This is a genomic window from Streptomyces sp. C10-9-1 (genome assembly GCF_024497955.1).
GTDB lineage: Bacteria > Actinomycetota > Actinomycetes > Streptomycetales > Streptomycetaceae > Streptomyces > Streptomyces sanyensis.
Genome location: NZ_JANHKP010000003.1, coordinates 127,912 through 151,401, shown reverse-complemented (window position 1 = coordinate 151,401; position 23,490 = coordinate 127,912). Strand labels below are relative to the sequence as shown.

24 protein-coding genes are annotated in these 23,490 nt (G+C 74.2%); 17 read left to right on the top strand and 7 right to left on the bottom strand.

Features of this window, described 5'->3' with window-relative positions:
• Positions 1 to 72: 72 nt before the first annotated feature.
• Positions 73 to 717 carry a 2-phospho-L-lactate guanylyltransferase gene (gene cofC, locus NPS70_RS05240; RefSeq protein ID WP_256522821.1) on the bottom strand — a complete coding sequence of 215 codons (645 nt, stop codon included), beginning with the start codon at positions 715 to 717 and terminating at the stop codon, positions 73 to 75.
• A 204-nt stretch (positions 718 to 921) separates the two neighbouring features.
• Between cofC and NPS70_RS05235 the strand changes: the two genes are divergently transcribed.
• From NPS70_RS05235 to NPS70_RS05225, 3 genes are read left to right on the top strand one after another with little or no spacing between them, the layout of a single operon-like run.
• Entirely contained in the window at positions 922 to 1,674 is a 753-nt protein-coding gene (locus NPS70_RS05235) for a lysophospholipid acyltransferase family protein (RefSeq protein WP_256522820.1), read from the top strand.
• The gene (locus NPS70_RS05230; protein ID WP_256522819.1) at positions 1,671 to 2,681 is read left to right on the top strand and encodes an NAD(P)H-dependent glycerol-3-phosphate dehydrogenase; all 1,011 of its coding nucleotides are present in this window, start codon (positions 1,671 to 1,673) and stop codon (positions 2,679 to 2,681) included. Before NPS70_RS05235 ends, NPS70_RS05230 begins: the two co-directional genes overlap by 4 nt.
• Before the next feature lie 34 nt (positions 2,682 to 2,715).
• Positions 2,716 to 3,873, top strand: a complete 1,158-nt coding sequence (locus NPS70_RS05225) for a D-alanine--D-alanine ligase family protein (protein ID WP_256522818.1) — start codon at positions 2,716 to 2,718, stop codon at positions 3,871 to 3,873.
• A 44-nt stretch (positions 3,874 to 3,917) separates the two neighbouring features.
• On the opposite strand, the gene NPS70_RS05220 is transcribed toward NPS70_RS05225, so the two are convergent.
• Together NPS70_RS05220 and NPS70_RS05215 are read right to left on the bottom strand one after the other, a co-directional pair.
• On the bottom strand, positions 3,918 to 4,391 hold the full coding sequence (locus tag NPS70_RS05220; protein ID WP_256522817.1) for a DUF3515 domain-containing protein: 474 nt from the start codon (positions 4,389 to 4,391) through the stop codon (positions 3,918 to 3,920).
• A 20-nt stretch (positions 4,392 to 4,411) separates the two neighbouring features.
• Positions 4,412 to 4,645 carry an Lrp/AsnC ligand binding domain-containing protein gene (locus tag NPS70_RS05215; protein WP_256522816.1) on the bottom strand — a complete coding sequence of 78 codons (234 nt, stop codon included), beginning with the start codon at positions 4,643 to 4,645 and terminating at the stop codon, positions 4,412 to 4,414.
• A gap of 257 nt (positions 4,646 to 4,902) precedes the next feature.
• On the opposite strand from NPS70_RS05215, the gene NPS70_RS05210 reads away from it, so the two are divergent.
• Both NPS70_RS05210 and thiD read left to right on the top strand, forming a co-directional pair.
• Entirely contained in the window at positions 4,903 to 5,892 is a 990-nt protein-coding gene (locus tag NPS70_RS05210; protein ID WP_256522815.1) for a thiamine-phosphate kinase, read from the top strand.
• A gap of 10 nt (positions 5,893 to 5,902) precedes the next feature.
• Positions 5,903 to 6,691, top strand: a complete 789-nt coding sequence (thiD, locus tag NPS70_RS05205; RefSeq protein WP_256522814.1) for a bifunctional hydroxymethylpyrimidine kinase/phosphomethylpyrimidine kinase — start codon at positions 5,903 to 5,905, stop codon at positions 6,689 to 6,691.
• A 166-nt stretch (positions 6,692 to 6,857) separates the two neighbouring features.
• Here the strand turns inward: thiD and rpmB are convergent, their stop codons facing one another.
• Entirely contained in the window at positions 6,858 to 7,043 is a 186-nt protein-coding gene (gene rpmB / locus NPS70_RS05200) for a 50S ribosomal protein L28 (RefSeq protein ID WP_003957616.1), read from the bottom strand.
• Positions 7,044 to 7,308: 265 nt separating this feature from the next.
• On the opposite strand from rpmB, the gene NPS70_RS05195 reads away from it, so the two are divergent.
• The 9 genes from NPS70_RS05195 (at position 7,309) to mutM (ending at position 16,547) form a co-directional block, all read left to right on the top strand.
• Positions 7,309 to 8,901, top strand: a complete 1,593-nt coding sequence (locus NPS70_RS05195; RefSeq protein ID WP_256523063.1) for a DAK2 domain-containing protein — start codon at positions 7,309 to 7,311, stop codon at positions 8,899 to 8,901.
• 157 nt (positions 8,902 to 9,058) lie between these two features.
• Positions 9,059 to 11,275: an ATP-dependent DNA helicase RecG gene (gene recG, locus NPS70_RS05190; RefSeq protein ID WP_256523062.1), complete on the top strand. Its 2,217-nt coding sequence runs from the start codon at positions 9,059 to 9,061 to the stop codon at positions 11,273 to 11,275.
• A gap of 87 nt (positions 11,276 to 11,362) precedes the next feature.
• Positions 11,363 to 11,947 (top strand): 16S rRNA (guanine(966)-N(2))-methyltransferase RsmD, encoded by a 585-nt coding sequence (gene rsmD, locus NPS70_RS05185; RefSeq protein WP_256522813.1) that lies wholly within the window; start codon positions 11,363 to 11,365, stop codon positions 11,945 to 11,947.
• A 26-nt stretch (positions 11,948 to 11,973) separates the two neighbouring features.
• A complete protein-coding gene (gene coaD, locus NPS70_RS05180; RefSeq protein ID WP_256523061.1) occupies positions 11,974 to 12,456 on the top strand; it encodes a pantetheine-phosphate adenylyltransferase in 483 nt (160 codons plus the stop codon).
• Between the two features lie 146 nt (positions 12,457 to 12,602).
• Positions 12,603 to 13,709, top strand: coding sequence for a cell division initiation protein (locus NPS70_RS05175; RefSeq protein ID WP_256522812.1), 1,107 nt, complete (start codon positions 12,603 to 12,605; stop codon positions 13,707 to 13,709).
• 147 nt (positions 13,710 to 13,856) lie between these two features.
• On the top strand, positions 13,857 to 14,495 hold the full coding sequence (locus tag NPS70_RS05170; protein WP_256523060.1) for a DUF177 domain-containing protein: 639 nt from the start codon (positions 13,857 to 13,859) through the stop codon (positions 14,493 to 14,495).
• 2 nt (positions 14,496 to 14,497) lie between these two features.
• Entirely contained in the window at positions 14,498 to 14,671 is a 174-nt protein-coding gene (gene rpmF, locus NPS70_RS05165) for a 50S ribosomal protein L32 (protein WP_026165248.1), read from the top strand.
• A 19-nt stretch (positions 14,672 to 14,690) separates the two neighbouring features.
• Positions 14,691 to 15,527, top strand: coding sequence for a ribonuclease III (rnc, locus tag NPS70_RS05160; protein WP_256522811.1), 837 nt, complete (start codon positions 14,691 to 14,693; stop codon positions 15,525 to 15,527).
• A 153-nt stretch (positions 15,528 to 15,680) separates the two neighbouring features.
• Positions 15,681 to 16,547, top strand: a complete 867-nt coding sequence (gene mutM, locus NPS70_RS05155) for a bifunctional DNA-formamidopyrimidine glycosylase/DNA-(apurinic or apyrimidinic site) lyase (protein ID WP_256522810.1) — start codon at positions 15,681 to 15,683, stop codon at positions 16,545 to 16,547.
• On the opposite strand, the gene NPS70_RS05150 is transcribed toward mutM, so the two are convergent.
• The 3 genes from NPS70_RS05150 to NPS70_RS05140 form a co-directional block, all read right to left on the bottom strand.
• Positions 16,514 to 16,936 carry a helix-turn-helix domain-containing protein gene (locus tag NPS70_RS05150; protein WP_256522809.1) on the bottom strand — a complete coding sequence of 141 codons (423 nt, stop codon included), beginning with the start codon at positions 16,934 to 16,936 and terminating at the stop codon, positions 16,514 to 16,516. The genes mutM and NPS70_RS05150 overlap by 34 nt on opposite strands.
• A gap of 110 nt (positions 16,937 to 17,046) precedes the next feature.
• On the bottom strand, positions 17,047 to 17,349 hold the full coding sequence (locus tag NPS70_RS05145; RefSeq protein ID WP_256522808.1) for a DUF1540 domain-containing protein: 303 nt from the start codon (positions 17,347 to 17,349) through the stop codon (positions 17,047 to 17,049).
• A 244-nt stretch (positions 17,350 to 17,593) separates the two neighbouring features.
• Entirely contained in the window at positions 17,594 to 18,499 is a 906-nt protein-coding gene (locus tag NPS70_RS05140) for a CAP domain-containing protein (protein WP_256522807.1), read from the bottom strand.
• 149 nt (positions 18,500 to 18,648) lie between these two features.
• On the opposite strand from NPS70_RS05140, the gene NPS70_RS05135 reads away from it, so the two are divergent.
• The 3 genes from NPS70_RS05135 to smc all read left to right on the top strand — a co-directional run bounded on the left by NPS70_RS05135 (position 18,649) and on the right by smc (position 23,330).
• Positions 18,649 to 18,930 carry an acylphosphatase gene (locus tag NPS70_RS05135; RefSeq protein WP_256522806.1) on the top strand — a complete coding sequence of 94 codons (282 nt, stop codon included), beginning with the start codon at positions 18,649 to 18,651 and terminating at the stop codon, positions 18,928 to 18,930.
• A gap of 413 nt (positions 18,931 to 19,343) precedes the next feature.
• A complete protein-coding gene (locus NPS70_RS05130) occupies positions 19,344 to 19,562 on the top strand; it encodes a hypothetical protein (protein ID WP_256522805.1) in 219 nt (72 codons plus the stop codon).
• A gap of 204 nt (positions 19,563 to 19,766) precedes the next feature.
• Positions 19,767 to 23,330, top strand: coding sequence for a chromosome segregation protein SMC (smc, locus tag NPS70_RS05125; protein ID WP_256522804.1), 3,564 nt, complete (start codon positions 19,767 to 19,769; stop codon positions 23,328 to 23,330).
• Positions 23,331 to 23,490 lie beyond the last annotated feature (160 nt).

Below are 23,490 nucleotides of genomic sequence, written 5' to 3'. Positions count from 1 at the left end.
ACGGACCCGGTACGGCTGCGGCCCGTGGCGCATCCGCCGCCGTGCGCCGTCCCCCGGGGTGGGGGGCGGCGCTCAGTGCCGACCCGCGAGCCCCGCCGTGTGCAGCGCGGTGCGCGGTCCGACGCCCAGCTCCAGCGCGGCCGCCAGATCCCGGCCGGTGTCCACGTCGCGGCGCACCGAATCGACCCCGTCGAGTGTGATTTCCACGGCCCCGGAGGCCGAATGGCGGCGGCGTGAAGGTCCGCCGAATGCGGGGCGCAATTCCACGGACGGGCGGGCGCACAGCAAAGTCGTCCCGATTCCCGAGGCATCCGCGAGAAAAGCCCGATCAAATGCCGATGCGGCGGCGAGAGTACGCAGCAATTCACCGGCGCGCAATGCCGGGAGGTCGGCGTTGAGCGCCGCCACCGCGGCCCCCGGGCGGTGGGCCCGGACCGCCTGGGCCCCGTGCGCCAGGGCCGCGTTGAGGCCGGCGCCCGGGGAGTCCGGCACCACCCGGGCGCCCAGCGCCGCCAGCGCGGCACCGGCCGTGCGGTCGTCCGTGACGACCACCACATCCCGTACCGCAGGGCAGGCCAGCGCCGCTGCCACGGTGTCCTGGGCGAACGCCAGCGCGAGCCGCGGCCGGAGGGCGTCGCCCGCGGCGGGGGCGAGCCTGCTCTTGGCGGCGGCCAAGGGCTTGAGCGGCACGACCAGCGACCAGCCGGGCCGCGGCATCCTGTCCGTGGCGAACTCTCCCTCCCTGCGCGCGCGGAGCTCCCAGCGGAGCCGTTGCCGGACCATTGTCGCCCGGGGGCGGACGGGTCCGGGGCCCGGGCGGCGGAGTCTGGGCGTACGGTGTCCTCGACAGACCAGGGGCCCGGGGCGACACTTGACCCCCGGCACGAGGGCCGATGCCCGCCCGAAGAGGAAGGTGTACGAGTGTCCCGCCGTAGAGTCGGCTTCTGGTACCGCCTGGCGGCGGTCATCGCTAAGCCCCCGCTGCTGATTCTGTTCAAGCGGGACTGGCGGGGAATGGAACACATTCCGGCCGAGGGCGGATTCATCACCGCCATCAACCACAACTCGTACCTCGACATGTTCTCCTACGGGCACTTCCAGTACAACAGCGGACGAGTGCCCCGTTTCCTGGCGAAGGCCGCGCTGTTCCGGACGCCCGGCGTGGGCCTGATGCTGCGGGGCACCGGGCAGATCCCGGTCTTCCGGGAGTCCTCCAACGCCGTGGGCGCCTTCCGCGCGGCCGTCGAGGCCGTGGAGCGGGGCGAGTGCGTCGCCTTCTACCCCGAGGGCACCCTCACCCGTGACCCCGCCGTGTGGCCGATGACCGCCAAGACGGGTGTCGCGCGGGCGGCCCTGCAGACGAGGGCGCCGGTCGTCCCCGTCGCCCAGTGGGGCGCCAACCTGGCGATGCCGCCCTACGCCAAGGAGAACAAGGTCAACCTCTTCCCGCGCAAGACGCTGCAGGTGAAGGCCGGTCCGCCGGTCGACCTCAGCCGCTTCTACGACCAGGACCCCACACCCGAGGTCCTCAAGGAGGCGACCGAGGAGATCATGGCCGCGATCACCCGCCTGCTGGAGGACCTCCGCGGCGAGAAGGCGCCCGAGAGGCCGTACGATCTGCGCGAGGCGCGCGCCCAGCTGCGCCGCAAGGCCGCCGGGGAGGAAGTGAAGTGACCCAGCCCGTCAAGGCCGCCGTCCTCGGGACGGGCTCGTGGGGTACCGCGTTCGGGATGGTGCTCGCCGACGCGGGCTGCGAGGTCGTCCTGTGGGGCCGCCGCCCCGAGCTCGCCGAGGCCGTCAACACCACCCGCACCAACCCCGACTACCTGCCGGGCATCGAGCTGCCCGCCGGGCTGCGCGCCACCACCGACGCGGGCGAGGCGCTGTCCGGCGCCGACTTCACCGTCCTGGCCGTGCCCTCCCAGACCCTGCGGGCCAACCTCGCGGCCTGGACCCCGAAGCTGGCGCCCGGCACCGTCCTGGTCTCCCTGATGAAGGGCGTCGAACTCGGCACCGCCAAGCGGATGAGCGAGGTGGTCGAGGAGGTCGCCGGGGTGGCCGCGGACCGCGTCGCGGTCGTCACCGGGCCCAACCTGGCCAAGGAGATCGCCTCCCGGATGCCCGCCGCCGCCGTGGTCGCCTGCCGGGACGAGGAGGCCGCCCGCCGGCTCCAGTCGGCCTGCCACACCCCCTACTTCCGGCCGTACACCAACACCGACGTGGTGGGCTGCGAACTCGGCGGCGCGGTCAAGAACGTCATCGGCCTCGCGGTGGGCATCGCCGACGGCATGGGCCTCGGGGACAACGCCAAGGGCTCCCTCATCACCCGCGGCCTCGCCGAGACCACCCGCCTCGGACTCGCCATGGGAGCCGACCCGCTCACCTTCTCCGGGCTGGCCGGCCTCGGCGACCTGGTGGCCACCTGCTCCTCCCCGCTCTCGCGCAACCACACCTTCGGCACCAACCTCGGGCGCGGCATGACGCTGGCGGAGACCATCGCCGTCACCCGCCAGACCGCGGAGGGCGTGAAGTCCTGCGAGTCCGTGCTCGACCTCGCCCGCCGCCACGGCGTCGACATGCCCATCACGGAGACCGTGGTCGGGATCGTCCACGAGGGGAAGCCGCCGGTCGTCGCGCTCAAGGAGCTGATGTCCCGCGCGGCCAAGCCGGAGCGGCGCTGACGGCGCCAGGACCAGCGGGTAGTCTCATCGCGATATGAGCACCGAGAACCTCCCCCAGAGTCCCGAGCAGCAGCCCCGCAGGCCCCGCGTGGCCGTCGTCTTCGGGGGCCGCAGCTCCGAGCACGGGATCTCCGTGGTCACCGCGGGCGCGGTCCTGCGCGCCATCGACCGCGCCCGCTACGACGTGCTGCCCATCGGCATCACCGCCGACGGCCGCTGGGCGCTGACCGCCGACGAGCCCGACCGCATGGCGATCACCGACCGCCGCACCCCGAGCGTCGACGAGCTCGCCGAGTCCGCGGAGGGCGGCGTGGTGCTCTCCGTCGACCCCGGCAGCCGCGAGGTGGTCTACAGCGAGCCCGGGGCCGTCCCCAAGGCGCTCGGCGACGTCGACGTCGTCTTCCCGGTGCTCCACGGGCCCTACGGCGAGGACGGCACCCTCCAGGGGCTGCTGGAGCTCTCCGGCGTGCCCTACGTCGGGTCCGGGGTGCTCTCCTCCGCCGTCGGCCAGGACAAGGAGTACATGAAGCGCGTCTTCGTCTCCTTCGGCCTCCCGGTCGGCCCCTACGAGGTGATCCGCCCCCGCGAGTGGGCGCAGGACCCTGCCGCCGCCCGCAAGCGGATCGTCGACTTCGCCGGCGACCACGGCTGGCCGCTGTTCGTGAAGCCCGCCCGCGGCGGCTCCTCCATGGGCATCACCAAGGTGGACGACCTCTCCGGCCTGGACGAGGCGATCGCCGAGGCGCAGCGCCACGACCCCAAGGTCCTGGTGGAGTCCCTGCTCAGCGGACGCGAGATCGAGTGCGGGGTGCTGGAGTTCGAGGACGGGCCGCGGGCCAGCGTCCCGGCCGAGATCCCGCCGGTCACCTCGCACGACTTCTACGACTTCGAGGCCAAGTACATCGACGCCGCCACCGGCCTGGTGCCCGCTCCGCTGACCCCCGAACAGACCGCCGAGGTGCAGCGGCTCGCCGTCGCCGCCTTCGAGGCGGCCTCCTGCGAGGGCCTGGTCCGCGCGGACTTCTTCCTCACCGAGGACGGCTCCTTCGTCATCAACGAGATCAACACCATGCCGGGCTTCACCCCGATCTCCATGTACCCGCGGATGTGGCAGGAGAGCGGCGTCGGCTACGGCGAGCTGGTCGACCGGCTGATCCAGGCGGCGCTGCGCCGCTCCACCGGCCTGCGCTGACCCGGCCCCGGACCCCCGCCCGGCGCGGGCGGGGGAGGGGGCGTTCACAGGGCCGAGGGGACCGCCTCGGCCACCGGCCCGGCCAGGTCCGTCAGCGGGCTCGCGTCGTGCAGATAGCGCCGGTCCAGGGTCACCTCCACGTACGTCCTGCGGTACGTCGTGGTGAACCGGGGCCCCTCCTCCCGCTCCTCCAGCATCCAGCCCACGCCGTCCACCTCGACGCCCTGCGCCTGGGGGTCGCTCATCCGCTCGGGCCGCGGTACACCGCAGCGCAGTACGATCGCGGCATCACCCCACCCGGCGGTCAGCTCGGACGCCGGCTCGGGGTCCCGGCGCTCCTGCCCGGCGACCGACCGCGGCAGGGCGTCGTGCAGGGCGCGGCACAGGGCGGCCTCGTCGGCCGGGGGGCTGGGAGCGGCGACGGACGCGCGAGCGCCGCCGGCGCAGCCCGCCGCGGCGGCCAGCACGGCAGCGGCGGTCAGGAGTACGGGAAGGGGCCGGCGGCGCGAAGACGTCACCGGCCAAGCGTAGACGGGGGCTAGAGGTGAACCACCGGGCAGGTCAGGGTGCGGGTGATGCCGTCCACTTGCTGGACCTTGGCGACCACCATGCGTCCGAGTTCGTCGACCGTGTCCGCCTGCGCGCGCACGATGACGTCATAGGGGCCGGTCACATCCTCGGCCTGGATCACGCCCGGGAGCGAGCCGATGGTCTCGGCGACCACGGACGCCTTGCCCACCTCGGTCTGGATGAGGATGTACGCCTGTACCACGAAGCCTCCAGGGCGGCAGCTGGATCCCGTCGCCGGACGACGGCGCGGAGATCCCGAGGAGAAGGGTCGCCACGGTATCGCGTCGCCGCGGGCCGCGGGGAGACCCTCGCTGGCCGCGGCACCCCCGGCGCGGCGTGTACGGAGCAGAAGTTGACGTATCCCTTGACGGTACCCAGGACGGTCACCGCACGCGACCTCGGCACGAGGCCGCCCACCGGAGTCCCGTGTACCGCCGACGCATGGAGAGGTGAACCTCGGTGAAGGGCACTGTGGGCGAGTTGGGGGAGTTCGGGCTCATCGAGAAGCTCACCTCCCGGCTCACCACCACGCCGGCGGTGCGGATCGGGCCCGGCGACGACGCCGCGGTCGTCTCCGCACCCGACCGGCGGGTCGTGGCGAGCACGGACATCCTGCTGGAGGGGCGGCACTTCCGCCGCGACTGGTCGACCGCCTACGACGTCGGCCGGAAGGCGGCGGCGCAGAACCTCGCCGACATCGCCGCCATGGGCGCGGTGCCCACCGCGCTGCTCCTCGGACTCGTCGTCCCCGCCGAACTGCCCGCGACCTGGGCCACCGAGCTCATGGACGGCATCCGCGACGAATGCCAGGTGGCGGGGGCGGCCGTGGTCGGCGGCGACGTGGTCCGCGGGGAGGCCATCACCCTCGCCATCACCGCGCTCGGGGACCTGCGCGGCCACGAGCCCGTCACCCGCGGCGGCGCACGCCCCGGGGACGTGGTGGCCTACACCGGCTGGCTGGGCTGGTCCGCGGCGGGCCACGCGGTGCTCTCCCGCGGCTTCCGCTCGCCCCGCGCGTTCGTCGAGGCCCACCGCAGGCCCGAGCCGCCCTACCACGCGGGCCCGGCGGCGGCGGGCCTCGGGGCCACCGCCATGTGCGACGTCAGCGACGGACTGGTCGCCGACCTCGGGCACATCGCCGAGGCCAGCAAGGCCCGCATCGACCTGCGCTCCGGCCTGATCGACATCCCCACGCAGATGCACGACATCGGCCAGGCCGTCGGCGTCGACCCCCTCCAGTGGGTCCTCACCGGCGGCGAGGACCACGCCATCGTGGCGACGTTCCCCCCGGACGCCAAGCTCCCCGCCCGCTGGAAGGTCATCGGGGAGGTGCTCCACCCCTCCGCGCTCCCGCAGGTCACCGTGGACGGTGCGCCCTGGACCAGCACGGGGGGCTGGGACCACTTCGGCGGGGACATCGAGGACGGCGGGGGAGCGGCCGGGCAGTAGATTCGGCGGCATGCAGACACCCCCGCGCGTGCTGACCGTCGCCGGCTCCGACTCCGGCGGCGGGGCAGGCATCCAGGCCGACCTGAAGACCATGCTCGCCCTCGGTGTGCACGGGATGAGCGTGCTCACCGCGGTGACCGCCCAGAACTCCACGGGGGTCCAGGGCACCTGGGAGCTGCCCGTCGAGGCGGTGCGCGCCCAGTACCGCAGCGTCGTCGACGACATCGGCGTCCAGGCGGTCAAGACCGGGATGCTGGCCACCGCCGAGCTGGTGGAGGCCGTCGCCGAGCTGCTCGCCGCCACCGACGCGCCCGTGGTGGTGGACCCGGTGGGGGTGTCCAAGCACGGCGACCCGCTCCTCGCGCAGTCGGCCCTCGCGTCCGTGCGCACCCGGCTGCTGCCCGCGGCGACCGTGGCCACCCCCAACCTCGACGAGGTCGCCCAGCTCACCGGTGTCGGGGTCGCGGGCGAGGGCGACATGAGGAAGGCCGCCGCCGCGGTCCTCGGCCTCGGTCCGCGCTGGGCGCTGATCAAGGGCGGCCATCTGGAGGGCGAGGCGGTGGACCTGCTCACCGACGGGACCGAGGAGCACTGGCTGCGCGCCCCGCGGCTGGACAACCGGCACACCCACGGCACCGGCTGCACCCTCGCCTCGGCCGTCGCCGCGGGCCTCGCCACGGGGCTCGACGTACCGGAGGCCGTACGCCGGGCCAAGGACTACGTCACGGGCGCCATCGCCGCGGGCTTCGCCCTCGGCTCCGGCATCGGGCCCGTCGACCACGCCTGGCGGCAGCGCTGACGGCGGCCGGGTCCCGCGGGCACCCCGGACAGGCCCCGCGGACCCGGCCGGGTCCGGACAGGCGAAAAGCCGGCCCACCGAGGTGGACCGGCTTCCCAGGCAACCGGAGGGGCTGCGCTACGACGAGACGTCGGCGGGAATGTCCCCGCAGGCGCGGGGAGCATCCTTAGCGCGAGACCTTGCCGGCCTTGATGCACGAGGTGCAGACGTTGAGCCGCTTCGGCGTCCGACCGACCACGGCACGCACGCGCTGGATGTTCGGGTTCCAGCGACGGGACGTACGGCGGTGCGAGTGCGAAATGTTGTTGCCGAAGCCCGGCCCCTTGCCGCAGACGTCGCAGTTGGCAGCCACGGGTCACTCCAAAGACTTCAGATGCACTTACAGTGAAATCCGGCGTGCCGGATCAGTTGATCTGAAGTGGCCTGCCGGGGGAAACGCCCGATCCTCATCGGGCAACCGAAGCAGCATACAACGCCCGCTCCGGGGTTACGAAACTACCATGGTCCGGACCGCCCCCGGCCCGCGCCCGGGGCACGGCCGGGGTCTACCCTGCGGATCGGCCCGCCGCCCAGGGCCGGCACGGCCGACCGAGGAGGACCCCCAGGTGCCGCAGACGATGGACGCCGAAGCGGTACGCACCTGGTGCTCACTGGCGCTGGAGGCCCTCGGCCGCGAGCGCGAGGCGATCGACGCGATCAACGTCTACCCCGTCGCCGACGGCGACACGGGCACCAACCTCTACCTCACCGTCGAGTCCGCGGCCCGGGCCGTCGAGGCCGTCTTCGCCGCGCACGAGACGGGGCGCACCGCCCCGCCGCCGGGGGACGTGGTGCACGCCATGGCCCACGGAGCCCTCCTGGGAGCCCGCGGCAACTCCGGCACCATCCTCGCCCAGCTGCTGCGCGGCATGGCGGAGCGGACGGGCGAGGGCGCGGGACTCGCGGACGCGCTGCAGCGCGCCGCGGACCTCGCGCGGGAGGCCGTCGCCCACCCCGTGGAGGGCACCATCCTCACCGTGGCCGCGGCCGCCGCCCGTGCCGCCCGCACCGCGGGCACCGGCGCGGGGCCCGCCGAGGCCGCGCTGGCCGCCTGGAAGGGGGCCGGCGCCGCGCTCGACGCCACCCCGGACCAACTGGCCGTCCTCGGCCGTGCGGGCGTGGTCGACGCGGGCGGGCGCGGCCTGCTGACCGTGCTCGGCGCGCTCGTGGAGACCCTCACCGGCCGGGCCCCCTCGCCCGCCGGAGGCCCCCCGGCGCGCCGCCCGCAGGCGCCCCCGGCGGACGCCGGAGGCGCCTGCGGGCCCGACGGCGGCCCGGCCTTCGAGGTCCTGTACCTGCTGGAGGCCGGGGACGCCGCGGTCGCCCGCCTTCGGACCCGCCTGGACGCCCTCGGGGACTCCCTGGTCGTGGTCGGCGGCGACGGGCTCTGGAACGTCCACGTCCACGTCGACGACGCGGGCGCCGCCGTCGAGGCCGGCATCGAGGCGGGCCGCCCCCACCGCATCCGGATCACCCACCTGGCCACCGCCGCCCCGCCCGCCCGCGAGCAGGCCCAGCGCGCGGTCGTCGCCGTCGTCCCCGGGGACGGGCTGCCCGCGCTGTGCGCCGAGGCCGGTGCGACGACGGTGCCCAGCCGCCCCGGGGAACCCCCCGCCAGCGGCGAGCTGGTGGAGGCCGTCCGCCGGGCCCACGCCCGCGAGGTGGTGCTGCTGCCCAACGACCCGGCGCTGCACCACACCGCGGCCGCCGCCGCCGAGCAGGCCCGCACCGAGGGCGTGCGGGTGGCGCTCATCCCGACGCGCTCCCCGGTACAGGGCCTCGCGGCCCTCGCCGTGCACGAGCCGGGCCGCAGCTTCGACGAGGACGTGGTCGCCATGACCGCGGCCGCGGGCGCCACCCGCCACGCCGAACTGGCGGTCGCCGAGAGCCGTTCGTGGACCTCCGCCGGGGTGTGCCAGGCGGGCGACGTGCTCGGGCTCATCGACGGCGACGTGGCGGTCATCGGCGCCGACCTCGCGGACACGGCCAGGGCGGTGCTGGACCGGATGCTCTCCTCGGGCGGCGAACTCGTCACCCTCGTCCTCGGCGACCGCGCCCCGGACGGGCTCCCCGGCCTGCTGGAGGCCCATGTGCGCGAGGGCTACCTGGCCGTCGACACCGTCGTCCACGAGGGCGGAGGGGACGCCCCGCTGCTGATCGGCGTCGAATGAGGGCCGCCGGCCCGGCGGGCCGGCGCGCGGCGGCGAGCCGCCCCGGTGCCCGGCGCGTCCGGGCGGCGGGGCAGGGCGGCGGGACGCCTCAGCCGCCCTCGCGCGCCCGCCGGGGACGACCGGGGCAGCCCTCGGAGCCCGTCCCGCCACCCCCGTGATGCGCCCCCCTGTCGGTGCCGTGGTGTGCAATGGGGGCGTGCCCGCGCTCGACGAACCCCTCAAGAACGCGCTCGGAGCCGCCACCGCCAAGGTGATGGCCGAGCACCTGGACCTCCGCACCCTCGGCGACCTGCTGCACCACTACCCGCGCCGGTACGCCGAGCGGGGCGAGCTCACCGCGCTGTCCGAACTGCCGCTCGACGAGCACGTCACCGTCGTCGCCCAGGTCGCCGACGCCCGCGTCCACACCTTCAACCAGGGCCGGGGCCGGCGGCTGGAGGTCACCATCACCGACGGCAGCGGCCGCCTCCAGCTGGTCTTCTTCGGCAAGGGCGTCCACAAGCCCCACAAGGAGCTGCTGCCCGGCACCCGGGCGATGTTCGCCGGGAAGGTGTCGGTGTTCAACCGCCGCCTCCAGCTCGCCCACCCCGCCTACGAACTCCTCGGTGCCGAGGGGGCGGCCGACGCGGTGGACGCCTTCGCCGCCCGGCTCATCCCGATCTACCCGGCGTGCAGGCAGATGGAGTCCTGGAAGATCTCCAAGGCCGTGGACGCGGTGCTGGGCCGCGCCGCGGACGCGCCGGACCCGCTCCCCCAGACCCTGCGCGAGGGCCGGGGGATGACGACCCTCCCCGACGCCCTGCGCCGGATCCACCGGCCCCGGACACGGGCCGACGTCGAGCGGGCCCGGGAGCGCCTGAAGTGGGACGAGGCCTTCGTCCTCCAGGTCGCCCTCGCCCGCCGCCGGTACGCCGAGACCCAGCTGCCCGCGGTCGCCCGCCGCCCCGCCCCCGGCGGGCTGCTGGACGCCTTCGACGCCCGGCTCCCCTTCACCCTCACCGAGGGCCAGCGGAAGGTCAGCCGGGAGATCTTCGACGACCTGGCCACCGAGCACCCGATGCACCGGCTCCTCCAGGGGGAGGTCGGCTCCGGCAAGACCATGGTCGCGCTGCGGGCCATGCTCGCCGTGGTCGACGCCGGCGGGCAGGCCGCCCTGCTGGCCCCCACCGAGGTCCTGGCCCAGCAGCACCACCGCTCGGTCACGGAGATGATGGGCGACCTCGCCGAGCGGGGCATGCTCGGCGGGGCCGACCACGCGACCGGCGTCGTGCTGCTGACCGGGTCCATGGGAGCCGCCGCCCGCCGCCGCGCCCTGCTCGACCTGGTCACGGGCGAGGCCGGGATCGTCATCGGCACCCACGCGCTGATCGAGGACAAGGTCGCCTTCCACGACCTCGGCCTGGTCGTCGTCGACGAGCAGCACCGCTTCGGGGTCGAGCAGCGCGACGCCCTGCGCTCCAAGGGCTCCCGGCCCCCGCACCTGCTGGTCATGACCGCCACCCCCATCCCGCGCACCGTGGCGATGACGGTCTTCGGCGACCTGGAGACCTCGGTCCTCGACCAGCTGCCCGCCGGGCGCTCCCCGATCGCCACCCACGTCGTGCCGGCCGCCGACAAGCCCCACTTCCTGGCCCGGGCCTGGGAGCGGGTCCGGGAGGAGGTCGCCGGGGGCCACCAGGCCTACGTGGTCTGCCCCCGCATCGGCGACGAGGCGGAGGACTCGCGGGCCGCCAAGGGCGCCGAGGGCGACGCGGAGCGGCGGCCCCCGCTGGCGGTCCTGGAGATCGCCGAGCAGCTCTCCGGGGGGCCCCTGGCCGGCCTGGAGGTCGCCGTGCTGCACGGCCGGATGGCCCCGGACGACAAGGACGCGGTGATGCGCCGCTTCGCCGCGGGCGAGGTCGACGTCCTGGTCGCGACCACCGTCGTCGAGGTCGGCGTGAACGTCCCCAACGCCACCGCCATGGTGATCATGGATGCCGACCGCTTCGGCGTCTCCCAGCTGCACCAGCTGCGCGGCCGCGTCGGGCGCGGCTCCGCCCCCGGACTGTGCCTGCTGGTCTCCGAGATGCCCGAGGCGAGCCCCGCCCGCGCCCGGCTCGCCGCGGTCGCCGCCACCCTCGACGGCTTCGAGCTCTCGCGGATCGACCTGGAGCAGCGCCGCGAGGGGGACGTCCTGGGCCAGGCCCAGTCCGGGGTGCGGTCCTCGCTGCGGATGCTCGCCGTCATCGAGGACGAGGAGGTCATCGCCGCCGCCCGGGAGGAGGCCGTCGCCGTGGTGCGCGAGGACCCCGAGCTGTCGGGGCTGCCGGCCCTGCGCAGCGCCCTGGACGCCCTGCTCGACGCCGAGCGGGAGAGCTACCTCGACAAGGGCTGACCGGCCGGCTCCCCGACGGGGCGGCGCACCCGCGGCCCGTCCCGGGCTGCGAGACTTGACGGCACACGTCCCACAGGAAGGCCCCGCATGACCCGCGTGATCGCCGGAGCAGCCGGCGGACGCCGCCTGGCCGTACCGCCGGGCAACGGCACCCGCCCCACCTCCGACCGCGCCCGCGAGGGCCTGTTCTCCGCCTGGGAGGCGCGCCTGGGCTCCCTGCGGGGCGCCCGGGTGGCCGACCTCTACGCCGGGTCGGGGGCCGTCGGGCTGGAGGCGCTGTCCCGGGGCGCGGCCCACGCGCTGCTCGTCGAGGCGGACGCCCGCGCCGTGCGCACCGTCCGCGACAACGCCCGGGCGCTGGGCCTGCCCGGCGCCGAGGTCCGGGCCGGCCGGGCCGAGCAGATCGCCGCCGGACCGGCGCCCGCCGACCCCTACGACCTGGTCTTCCTGGACCCGCCCTACGCCGTCACCGACGATGATCTCCGCGAGATTCTGCTCACACTCCGCCGCGGGGGCTGGCTCGCGGACGAGGCGATCGCCACCGTGGAGCGCAGCACCAGAGGCGGGGAGTTCCGGTGGCCGGAGGGTTTCGAGCCGCTGCGGGCCCGTCGCTACGGCGAGGGCACGCTTTGGTACGGTCGCGCCGCCTCTACGTGCGAAGACGCACCATGACCGGACCGGAGAGCGAGGGACACCAGTTGCGCCGCGCAGTCTGTCCGGGGTCGTTCGACCCCATCACCAACGGACACCTCGACATCATCGCCCGAGCCTCCAAGCTGTACGACGTGGTGCACGTCGCGGTGATGATCAACCAGTCCAAGAAGGGGCTGTTCACCGTGGAGGAGCGGATCGCACTGATCCGCGAGGTCACCGGCGACTACGGCAACGTCGTCGTGGAGTCCCACCACGGCCTGCTCGTGGACTTCTGCAAGGAGCGGGACATCCCGGCCATCGTCAAGGGGCTGCGGGCGGTCAGCGACTTCGACTACGAGCTCCAGATGGCCCAGATGAACAACGGCCTGTCCGGGGTGGAGACGCTGTTCGTCCCGACCAACCCCACCTACAGCTTCCTCTCCTCCAGCCTGGTCAAGGAGGTCGCGGCCTGGGGCGGCGACGTCTCCCACCTGCTGCCCGAGCCCGTGCACCGCGCGCTGGTGGAGCGCCTCGGGCCCAAGGGGTGACCCCGCCGGGACCGTGACGGCCCGTCACCCCGCGCGGCCGTACCCGGGCATCCGGTGTCACCGCGGCCCCGGGGGGCCGTACAGTCGTGCCGTCCCTCCTTGGGGCGGCCGTGGCTCGGATCAGCGGGAGAGAGTGGCGAACCACCGTGGATGTGCAGAAGAAGCTCGACGACATCGTCGAGGCGGTGACGAGCGCGCGGTCGATGCCCATGTCGGCCTCCTGCGTGGTCAACCGCGCGGAACTGCTGGCCATGCTCGAGGAGGTGCGCGAGGCGCTGCCGGGCTCGCTCGCCCAGGCGCGGGAGCTCATCGGCGACCGTGAGCAGGTCGTGGCGGAGGCCCGCAGGGAGGCGCAGCGGATCATCGACTCCGCACACGCGGAGCGCGGTTCGCTGATCTCCGGCACCCGGGTCGCCCGCGAGTCCCAGGGCGAGGCGGACCGGATCGTGGCGGAGGCCCGCAGGGAGGCGGAGGAGATCCGCGCCGAGGCCGACGACTACGTCGACTCCAAGCTGGCCAACTTCGAGGTCGTGCTCACCAAGACCATCGGCTCGGTGGACCGCGGGCGGGAGAAGCTCCTCGGCCGCGGTCCCGGCCTCGACGACCGGGGCTACGCGGACGAGGACGCCCCCGAGCACAGCAGTGACCCGCGCACCCTCATCGAGCGCGCCGACGGGTACGTGGACGCAAAGCTGGGCGCCTTCGAGGCGGTCCTGTCCAAGACCCTGGAGGCCGTCGGGCGAGGGAGGCAGAAGCTCCACGGCCGGACCGCCACCGACGACCTGGGGGCGCACCTGGCCGCCCAGGACGCCGTGAGCGGCCTCGGCCCCACCAGCGACGCCGACTACCTCGCGGGACTGGCCGCCCCCGCCGAACCGGCCGCCGCGGAGCCCGTCCCCGCCGGGGGGCAGGAGCACTACGGCTACGAGCCCGCCGCAGAGGCCCCGCGGATCCCCGCGCAGCAGGAGGCGCCGTACCCCTACGGCGGGCAGGACGGCTACCCCGGCTACGGCGGCCAGGACGCCTACGCGCCCACCGGATACGAACCGCAGCAGGGCTACGAGGGGCAGCAGGGCTACGAGGGGCAGCAGGGGTACGCGCAGCAGGGCTACGCCCACCAGGACCCCTACTCCTACGCCCCTCCGCAGCCGCCCGCCCCTCCGCAGCCGCCCGCCTCGCTGGACGAGACCAGCCTCTTCGACACGAGCATGATCGACCTGGACCGGCTGCGCAGCTACGAGCAGGAGCGCTGAGCCGGAAGCGGCCGAAGACCGGATTGGGCCCTGGGGGGCCGTTGAAGTATCCTGGCTCTTCGGTCGCGTGGTTTCCGCGATCTCCCCTGCCCGCTCCGACCCGTGAGCCGGGCGGGACCTCCCCACGATCCGAAAGCAGGAAGAGCCCTGAGCACGCGTCTCGACCACCGCAATCCCCTCGTGTTCGACACACACGAGCTGGGACGGCGGCCGGGTGCCCTCCAGCGGCTCTCCCGTACGGTGGACGCACCCGGTTCGCCGGCCGTGTTCGGCATCGACGGGGTGATCGGCGTGCCCGAGGGCAGGCCGGTGGAACTGGACCTCCGCCTCGAATCCGTCATGGAGGGCGTGCTCGTGACGGGCACCGCCTGTGCGCGGGCCGAGGGGGAGTGCGTAAGGTGTCTGGAGCCGGTGCGCGTCGATCTCGCAGCGGACTTCCAGGAGATGTTCACGTACCCCGACGCCGACGAACGGGGCCGCCCCGCGGAGCCCGGCGACGACGAGGACGAGGACATCCTCCACCTCGAGGACGGCCTGTTCGACCTCGAACCCGTGCTGCGGGACGCGGTGGTGCTCGCACTGCCGATGCAGCCGGTGTGCCGGGAGGACTGCGAGGGTCTGTGCTTCACATGCGGGGCCAGCCTGAACGACGACCCGGACCACCACCACGACGCCGTCGACATCCGTTGGGCGGCATTGCAGGGACTCGCCGAGACCATCCAGGACGGCGAGAAGGACAACATGGGCGGCGCCGAAGCGGGCGTCGACGAGAAGCAGGAGAAGTAGCCGTGGCTGTTCCGAAGCGGAAGATGTCGCGCAGCAACACGCGCCACCGCCGGTCGCAGTGGAAGGCTGCGGTCCCCACCCTGGTTTCGTGTGAGCGTTGCCAGGAGCCGAAGCAGCAGCACATCGCGTGCCCGAGCTGCGGCACCTACAACAAGCGCCAGGTCCTCGAGGTCTGAGCGGCTGGTGAGAGGCGCGATGTCTGAGTCCAACAAGACGGACAATGCCTCGTCCCACACGCTTCTGGAAGGGCGGCTCGGGTACCGACTCGAGACCGCCCTTCTGGTGCGTGCGCTGACCCACCGCAGCTACGCGTACGAGAACGGCGGGCTGCCCACCAACGAGCGCCTGGAGTTCCTCGGGGACTCCGTGCTCGGCCTGGTGGTCACCGACACGCTGTACCGCACCCACCCGGACCTGCCCGAGGGCCAGCTGGCCAAGCTGCGGGCCGCGGTGGTCAACTCACGTGCGCTGGCTGAGGTCGGCCGCGGCCTGGACCTGGGTTCCTTCATCCGGCTCGGCCGGGGCGAAGAGGGCACGGGCGGCCGGGACAAGGCCTCCATCCTCGCCGACACCCTCGAAGCGGTGATCGGCGCGGTCTATCTCGACCAGGGCCTCGAAGCGGCCTCCGAGCTGGTGCACCGGCTCTTCGACCCGCTGATCGAGAAGTCCTCCAACCTCGGTGCGGGCCTGGACTGGAAGACCAGCCTCCAGGAACTCACCGCCGCCGAGGGCCTGGGCGTGCCGGAGTACGTCGTCTCCGAGACGGGGCCGGACCACGAGAAGACCTTTACTGCTGCCGCCCGCGTCGGTGGTGTCTCGTACGGCACCGGCACCGGCCGCAGCAAGAAGGAGGCGGAGCAGCAGGCGGCGGAGTCCGCCTGGCGGGAGATCCGCTCCGCCGCCGACGCACGGGCCAAGGCGGAGGAAGCCGCGGCCACCGCCGGGGAGGCGCCGGACGAAGGGGGCGCCGACGCCCCTTCGGCCACCGCCGCCCCGCAGGCCGCCGAGCCGGGCGACCGGGCCACCGCCTGACGGTCCGCGCGGACCCGGCTCCGCAAGCCACCCGCAGGGCCCCCGCTCCGGCGGGGGCCCTCGGTGTTCCCGGGGCCCCGGGCCCCGCCGCCCCGCCCGCCGTCGCCCGGGCGGTACGCTGCGGGCGACCGCATCCCGCCCGCCGGAGGAACCGTGCCCGAACTGCCCGAGGTCGAAGTCGTCCGCCGCGGACTCGCCACCTGGGTCGCCGGTCGGACCGTGGCCGAGGTCCGGGTCCTGCACCCGCGGGCCGTCCGCCGGCACCCGGCCGGTGCGGCGGACTTCGCCGCGCGGCTCACCGGGCGGACCGTCGCCGAGGCCCGGCGCCGGGGCAAGTACCTCTGGCTGCCGCTCCACGGCACCGGCAGCTCGGTCCTCGGCCACCTCGGCATGAGCGGACAACTGCTGGTCCAGCCCCTGGACGCGCCCGACGAGAAGCACCTGCGCATCCGCGTCCGCTTCGACGACACCCTCGGCACCGAGCTCCGCTTCGTCGACCAGCGCACCTTCGGCGGGCTCTCCGTGCACGAGGACACCACCGAGGGCCTCCCGGACGCCATCGCCCACATCGCGCGCGACCCGCTGGACCCGCTCTTCGACGACGACGCCTTCCACACCGCGCTCCGCGCCCGCCGGACCACCGTGAAGCGGGCCCTGCTGGACCAGTCGCTGGTCAGCGGGGTCGGCAACATCTACGCCGACGAGGCGCTGTGGCGGTCGCGGCTCCACTACGACCGGCCGACCGCCACGCTCACCCGCCCCCGGTCCGCCGAACTGCTCGGACACGTGCGCCAGGTCATGGCGGAGGCCCTGGAGGTCGGCGGGACCTCCTTCGACAGCCTCTACGTCAATGTCAACGGGCAGTCCGGCTACTTCGACCGTTCGCTCGATGCCTACGGCCGGGAGGACGAGCCCTGCCGCCGCTGCGGCACCCCCGTGCGGCGCCGGGCCTGGATGAACCGGTCCAGCTACTTCTGCCCGCGCTGTCAGCGCCCGCCCCGCTCAGGCCCCGGGGCTTGAGCCGCGGCGGCCGGGGGGCGGGCGGCGTCGTACCGCTCCCGGGCGGCCAGCACCTCGGGCATGTGCCCCTCCACCAGCCGGATCAGGCCGAGCAGCCGCTCGGTGACGGCCCGGCCCAGCGCGGTGAGCTCGTAGTCGACCCGCGGCGGGTGCACCGGCCGGACCTCCCGGCGCACCAGGCCGTCCCGCTCCAGTGCCTGCAGCGTCTGCGCGAGCATCCTGTCGCTCACGCCGTCCACCCTCCGGCGCAGCTCCCCGAAACGCAGGCGCTCCTCGTACAGCGCCCCCAGGGCCAGGCCGCCCCAGCGCCCGGTGACGTGCTCCAGGGTGCGCCGCGAGGGGCACTGCCGGGAGAAGACGTCGAACGCGGGGTCCTGGTGCTGGTCCATCCGACGAGGATACGTCCGGCCTCACCACCGGACCGGCCCCGTGGCACCCGCCCGGCGCCATCGCACCCGGCGGGGCGGGCGTCCCCGGTGCGCCGGGCGGCCCGCCGCGCTCAGGCCCGTGCGTAGGTGAGGCAGTCGACCTGCTCCTGCTCGTAACCGACGCTGATCGCCGGGGCGTGGCACTCCAGCCCCGAGTTGTGCCGGCAGTCGGCCATCTTGCACGCGCCCACCCGGCCGGTGACGGAGGGCTCCCCGCCGTCCGTGTCCGCGCTGACGAAGGTGTCGCAGACGGGGGCGTCGGTGTCGCCCACCGTGATGGCCACCGCATGGCAGGTGTGCTCGTGGTTGTACGCGCAGCCTTCGGCCGAGCATTCGCTGATGACGGGCAGTTGCATGACCGGTGTCGCTGCCATGTCGGGGCCTGCCTTCCTCCGGGGCGTCGAGGGGGCGGCCTTGCCTTCGGCCCGGACCCGCCGGACGGCGCCGTGGCCTCGTCCTTCCGCCGCCGGGACCCGGGGCGCGGGGCCGTCGCACCGGGCAGCTCGTGATCCGTGGACCGCGCCCGCCCCGTACTCCACTGTCCTCCTCATGCGCCCCCACCACACCTCGGCCGTTGCACGGGCGGCGCCGGGAGGGCCGTCCCCTTGGGGGACCGGCTCAGTAGCCGAAGTTCTGGGTCCACCAGGGACCGCCGTCGCCCTCGTGGACGCCGACCCCCATGGTGGTGAAGTCGCAGTTGAGGATGTTGGCGCGGTGGCCCTCGCTCTGCATCCAGGCGTTCATGACGGCCCCGGCGTCCGCCTGGCCGCGGGCGATGTTCTCGGCGCCCAGGTCGGTGACCCCCGCCTTCTCGGCCCGGTCCCAGGGGCTGGCGCCGTCGGGGTCGGTGTGGTCGAAGAAGCCCCGCGCCGCCATGTCGGCGGAGTGGGCGCGTGCGAGGCCGGACAGCGCGGCGTCGGCCGTGACGGGTGCGCAACCGACCGTGGCGCGCTCCTCGTTGACGAGGGTGAACACCGCGGCGGCGAGTGCCGCCGCCTCCGAGGGGGCGGAGGTGCCCGGGGCGGCGGGTTCGGCGGAGGGCTTCGGGGCCGGGGCGGCCTTCTGCCGGGTCGGGGCGGGGTCGGCGGCCTTGGTCTTCGAGGGCGCCGGGGCCTTCTCTGCCGTCTTCTCCTCCGCGGGCTCCGAGGTCTCGGCGGGGGCCGAGGCCGTCCCCGACTTCTCGGCCGAGGGCGACGTCGAGGCCGAGGGGGACGTCGAGGGGGAGCCGGAGGGGGAGGGCGAGGCCGCGCTGCGCGAGGGCGAGGCGGAGGGGCTCGCGGAGGCGGTGGACGGGGACGGCGAGGTCTCCCGGGTCTCGGCCGCGCCGTGCGGCTGGAGGCGGGGAGCCCCCTGGGTGCGTATCTCCGCAGGGGTGTCGCTGCCCGAGGAGCCGATGGTGAAGGTGTCCCCACCGGGCAGCAGCCCGGCCGTGACGGCCACGGCGCCCACGGCCATGGCGGCGGAGGCACCGAGCAGCCCGGTGCGTACGGGCGTGCCCGCCCGCTTCTTCCGATGGCGGCCCATGTGGTGTCCTCCCGGTCGGCCGCGGTCCCTCGGCGGCCTCGACGTCGACGCCTCACCCGTACGGGTGAGGCGCATTGCGTCCGGACTGTACGCCATGGGTGCCGGGGTCGGGATGATCCATCCGTATTCGGCCCGTTACCGTGCTCGGCATGAACGACGATGTGCGCCTCACGGCGTGGGTACGCGGCCGGGTACAGGGAGTGGGCTTCCGCTGGTTCACCAGGGAGAACGCGATGGCCATCGGAGAGCTCCGCGGGTTCGCGCTCAACCTGGACGACGGGCGGGTCCAGATCGTCGCGGAGGGGCCGCGTGAGAATTGCCACCGTCTGCTCGACTGGCTCCGCTCGGGCGACACACCCGGACGAGTCGACGGTGTCACTGAGATCTGGGCCACTCCGCGCGGGGGCTACCCGGACTTCGCGATCCGCTGAGCGAGGCCCTCCGGCGCGCCCGCGGGGCAGCTCCGAAGGGCTCCCCGGGGGCGCCCGGGACCGCTCCGCGCGCCCCGTGTCCGGGGAGAACGTCCTGGTGATTGGCGAGAAGGGGTTGCCGTGGCGGCCCCCGACGGGAAAGATGATCGCCACGCCCCCAGGGCCCCGCAGGTCAGGCACCGCCGCGTCGTGAAGCGGCCGTAGCTCCCGGGACGCCCGCCGATACGGGGTGTGATCGTGTTGACCGTCAAACTTTTTGGTGAGACTCTGGAATCCCCGCGCACCTTAGCTGTTTGGCAGTACGAACCGCAGTAATGACAAGCAGTACACGAAGCACTGCCGGCATCGCGGGTGCGATTCCCTCACGACCCACACCGCATCGGTCGGTCACTCATTGTGGAGGACCATCCATCATGGCAAAGGCGCTTCTCGGTTACGTCGGCGGTTCCGACCCGCGACTCCTCGCCGAGATGCGACGGCTTCAGCAGCGCGTCCAGGACCTCGAATCCGAGCTCGTGAGGATTCAGTCCGAGAACGACGCGCTCAGTGCTGCCGTCGCCAAGCACCCCGGAGAGTCGCTGCTCGAAGGCATCGACATCGAAGTACCCCAGGCTGAACCGGCGCTCACCTGACGCCGGAGCACTGCCGGACCACCACCAGCACCAGGATCTGCAAGGGACGCCACCGGCGTCCCTTCTTTCTTTTCCGAGCCTCGCCGACCCGCCTCTCCTGCCCCGCCCCGTGCCCCCGGCTCCCCGGGCGGCCGTCCTCGTACCGTCTGATGTGCCCTGCACCTTCCGGGGCGAAACCGCGAGTGGGAGGTAGAGTCCGGCGGCGTGCACCTCAAGGCCCTGACCCTGCGCGGTTTCAAGTCCTTCGCGTCCGCCACGACGCTGCGCTTCGAGCCGGGCATCACCTGCGTCGTCGGGCCCAACGGGTCGGGCAAGTCCAACGTCGTCGACGCCCTCTCCTGGGTCATGGGGGAGCAGGGCGCCAAGTCGCTGCGCGGCGGCAAGATGGAGGACGTCATCTTCGCCGGGACCACGGGCCGCCCCCCGCTGGGCCGGGCCGAGGTCTCCCTCACCATCGACAACTCCGACGGCGCCCTGCCCATCGAGTACGCCGAGGTCACCATCACGCGGATCATGTTCCGCAACGGCGGCAGCGAGTACCAGATCAACGGGGACACCTGCCGGCTCCTCGACATCCAGGAACTGCTCTCCGACTCCGGCATCGGCCGTGAGATGCACGTGATCGTCGGGCAGGGGCAGCTCGACTCCGTCCTCCACGCCGATCCGATGGGGCGCCGCGCGTTCATCGAGGAGGCGGCGGGCGTCCTCAAGCACCGCAAGCGCAAGGAGAAGGCGCTGCGGAAGCTGGACGCGATGCAGGCCAACCTCGCGCGCGTTCAGGACCTCACCGGTGAACTGCGCCGCCAGCTCAAGCCGCTCGGCCGCCAGGCGCAGGTCGCCCGGCGGGCCGCCGTCATCCAGGCCGACCTGCGCGACACCCGGCTGCGGCTGCTCGCCGACGACCTGGTGGCCCTGCGCGAGGCACTCGGCGCCGAGATCGCCGACGAGGCGGAGCTCAAGCGCCGCAAGGAGGGCGCCGAGGCCGAACTCAGGCAGGCCCAGGCGCGGGAGGCCGCCCTGGAGGACGAGGTCCGCCGCCTGGTGCCGCGTCTCCAGCGCGCCCAGCAGACCTGGTACGAGCTCTCCCAGCTGGCCGAGCGGGTCCGCGGCACGATCTCGCTCGCCGAGGCCCGCGTCAGGAGCGCCGCCTCCCGTCCGGCGGAGGAGCGCCAGGGCCGGGACCCGGAGAGCATGGAGCGGGAGGCCGCCCGCATCCGCGAGCAGGAGGCGGAACTGGAAGCGGCGCTGGAGGCGGCCGAGCGGGCGCGGGAGGACACGGTCGCCCACCGCGCCGAACTGGAGGCGCAGCTCGCCGCGGAGGAGCGGCGTCTCAAGGACGCCGCCCGCGCCATCGCCGACCGCCGCGAAGGGCTCGCCCGGCTCAGCGGCCGCGTCGGCGCCGCCCGTTCGCGGGCCGCCGCCGCACAGGCGGAGATCGACCGCCTGGCCGCCGCACGGGACGGGGCCCGGGAGCGCGCCGTCGCGGCCCGGGAGGAGTACGAGCAGCTCAGGGCAGAAGTCGAGGGGCTGGACGCCGAGGACGCCGACCTCGCCGGACTCCATGACACCGCGCGCCGTGAGCTCGCCGCCGCCGAGGCCGAGCTGGGCGCCGCCCGCGAGGCGCTGACCACCGCCGAGCGCTCCCGTGCCGCGGTCGCCGCCCGGCGGGAGGCCCTGGCGCTCGGGCTGCGCCGCAAGGACGGCACCGGGATGCTGCTCGGTGCCGGGGACCGTCTGGACGGCCTGCTGGGTCCGGTCGCCTCGCTGCTCACGGTCGCGCCCGGCCACGAGGTCCCGATCGCCGCGGCCCTCGGCGCGGCCGCCGACGCGGTGGCGGTCGAGAGCCCCGCCGCCGCCGTGGAGGCGCTGCGCCTGCTGCGCAAGCAGGACGGCGGGCGGGCCGTGCTGCTCCTCGCCGGGTGCGGGCCGGAGGCGGGGCAGGCCGACGGCGGACACCAGGCGGCCGGCCACCCCCGCGCGGCCGACCTGGTGCAGGGGCCGGAGCGGCTGATGCCCGCCGTCCGCAGGCTGCTGCGCGACACGGTGGTCGTGGGGAGCCTCGCGGAGGCCGAGGACCTGGTGCGGGCGCGGCCGGGGCTGGTCGCGGTCACGGCGGAGGGCGATGTGCTGGGCGCCCACCTCGCGCACGGGGGGTCCGCCGGGGCGCCGAGCCTGCTGGAGGTCCAGGCGTCGGTGGACGAGGCCGGTGCCGAGCTGGAGCGGCTCGACGCGGAGTGCGAGCAGCTCGCCGGGGCCCAGCGCGGGGCGGCAGGGCGGCGCGCGGACTGCGCCGCCCGGGTGGAGGAGTACGGGGAGCGGCGCAGGAACTCCGACCGGGAGAAGTCCGCCGTCTCCGGCCGGCTGGGCAGGCTCGCCGGGCAGGCGCGGGCCGCGGCGGGGGAGGCGGAGCGGGCCGAGGAGGCGACGGCGCGGGCGCTGGAGGCGCTGGAGCAGGCGCGGGAGGAGGCCGAGGAACTGGCCGAGCGGCTGCTGGTGGCCGAGGAGGCCCCCGCCGAGGACGAACCCGACACCCAGCTGCGCGACCGGCTCGCCGCCGACGGCGCCAACGCGCGGCAGACCGAGATGGAGGCCCGGCTCCAGGTCCGCACCCACGAGGAGAGGGTCAAGGGGCTCGCGGGCCGGGCCGACGCACTCGACCGGGGTGCCCGCGCGGAGCGCGAGGCGCGGGCGCGGGCCGCGCGCCTGCGGGACCGGCTGCGGCACGAGGCGCAGGTCGCCTCTGCGGTCGCCGACGGGGCCCGGCAGCTCCTGGCGCACATCGAGGTCTCGCTCGCCCGCGCCGAGCAGGAACGGGCCGCGGCCGAGGCCGCCCGTGCCGGACGGGAGGGGGAACTGGGCGCGGCGCGGAGCGCGGGGCGCGACCTCAAGAGCGAACTCGACAAGCTCACGGACTCCGTCCACCGGGGCGAGGTGCTCGGCGCGGAGAAACGGCTGCGGATCGAGCAGCTGGAGTCCCGGGCGCTGGAGGAACTCGGGGTGGAGCCGTCCGCGCTGGTCGCCGAGTACGGCCCCGACCAGCCCGTGCCGCCGTCGCCCCCCGCGGCTGGCGAGGAACTCCCCGAGGACCCGCAGGACCCGCGCAACCGGCCGCGTCCCTTCGTCCGGGCCGAGCAGGAGAAGCGCCTCAGGGCGGCCGAGCGGGCGTACCAGCAGCTCGGAAAGGTCAACCCGCTCGCCCTTGAGGAGTTCGCGGCGCTGGAGGAGCGCCACCAGTTCCTGTCCGAGCAGCTGGAGGACCTGCGCAGGACCCGCGCCCATCTGCTCCAGGTGGTGAAGGAGGTCGACGAGCGGGTCGAGCAGGTGTTCACCGAGGCGTACCGGGACACCGCCCGCGAGTTCGAGGGCGTCTTCGCCCGCTTGTTCCCGGGCGGTGAGGGCAGGCTGGTGCTCACCGACCCGGCCGACATGCTGACGACCGGTGTCGACGTCGAGGCGAGGCCGCCGGGCAAGAAGGTCAAGCGCCTGTCGCTGCTCTCCGGCGGCGAGCGGTCGCTGACGGCGGTCGCCATGCTGGTGTCGATCTTCAAGGCCCGGCCGAGTCCCTTCTACGTGATGGACGAGGTGGAGGCGGCCCTGGACGACACCAACCTCCAGCGGCTCATCCGGATCATGCAGGAGCTCCAGGAGAGCTCGCAGCTGATCGTCATCACCCACCAGAAGCGCACCATGGAGGTCGCGGACGCGCTCTACGGCGTCTCGATGCAGGGAGACGGCGTCTCCAAGGTGATCAGCCAGCGGCTGCGGTGATCGGGCGGGTAGCGGCAGCTCCCTCTTCAGATCTTCAATAATTGAACATCTCGTGCCGTCATGATGGTCTGGTGAAGATCCGACCCCACACTTGACTTCGAAACTTGAACACATAGTCTCTCCAGCGTTGTTTTTATCTTCATGTGGTGGGTGGACGGAC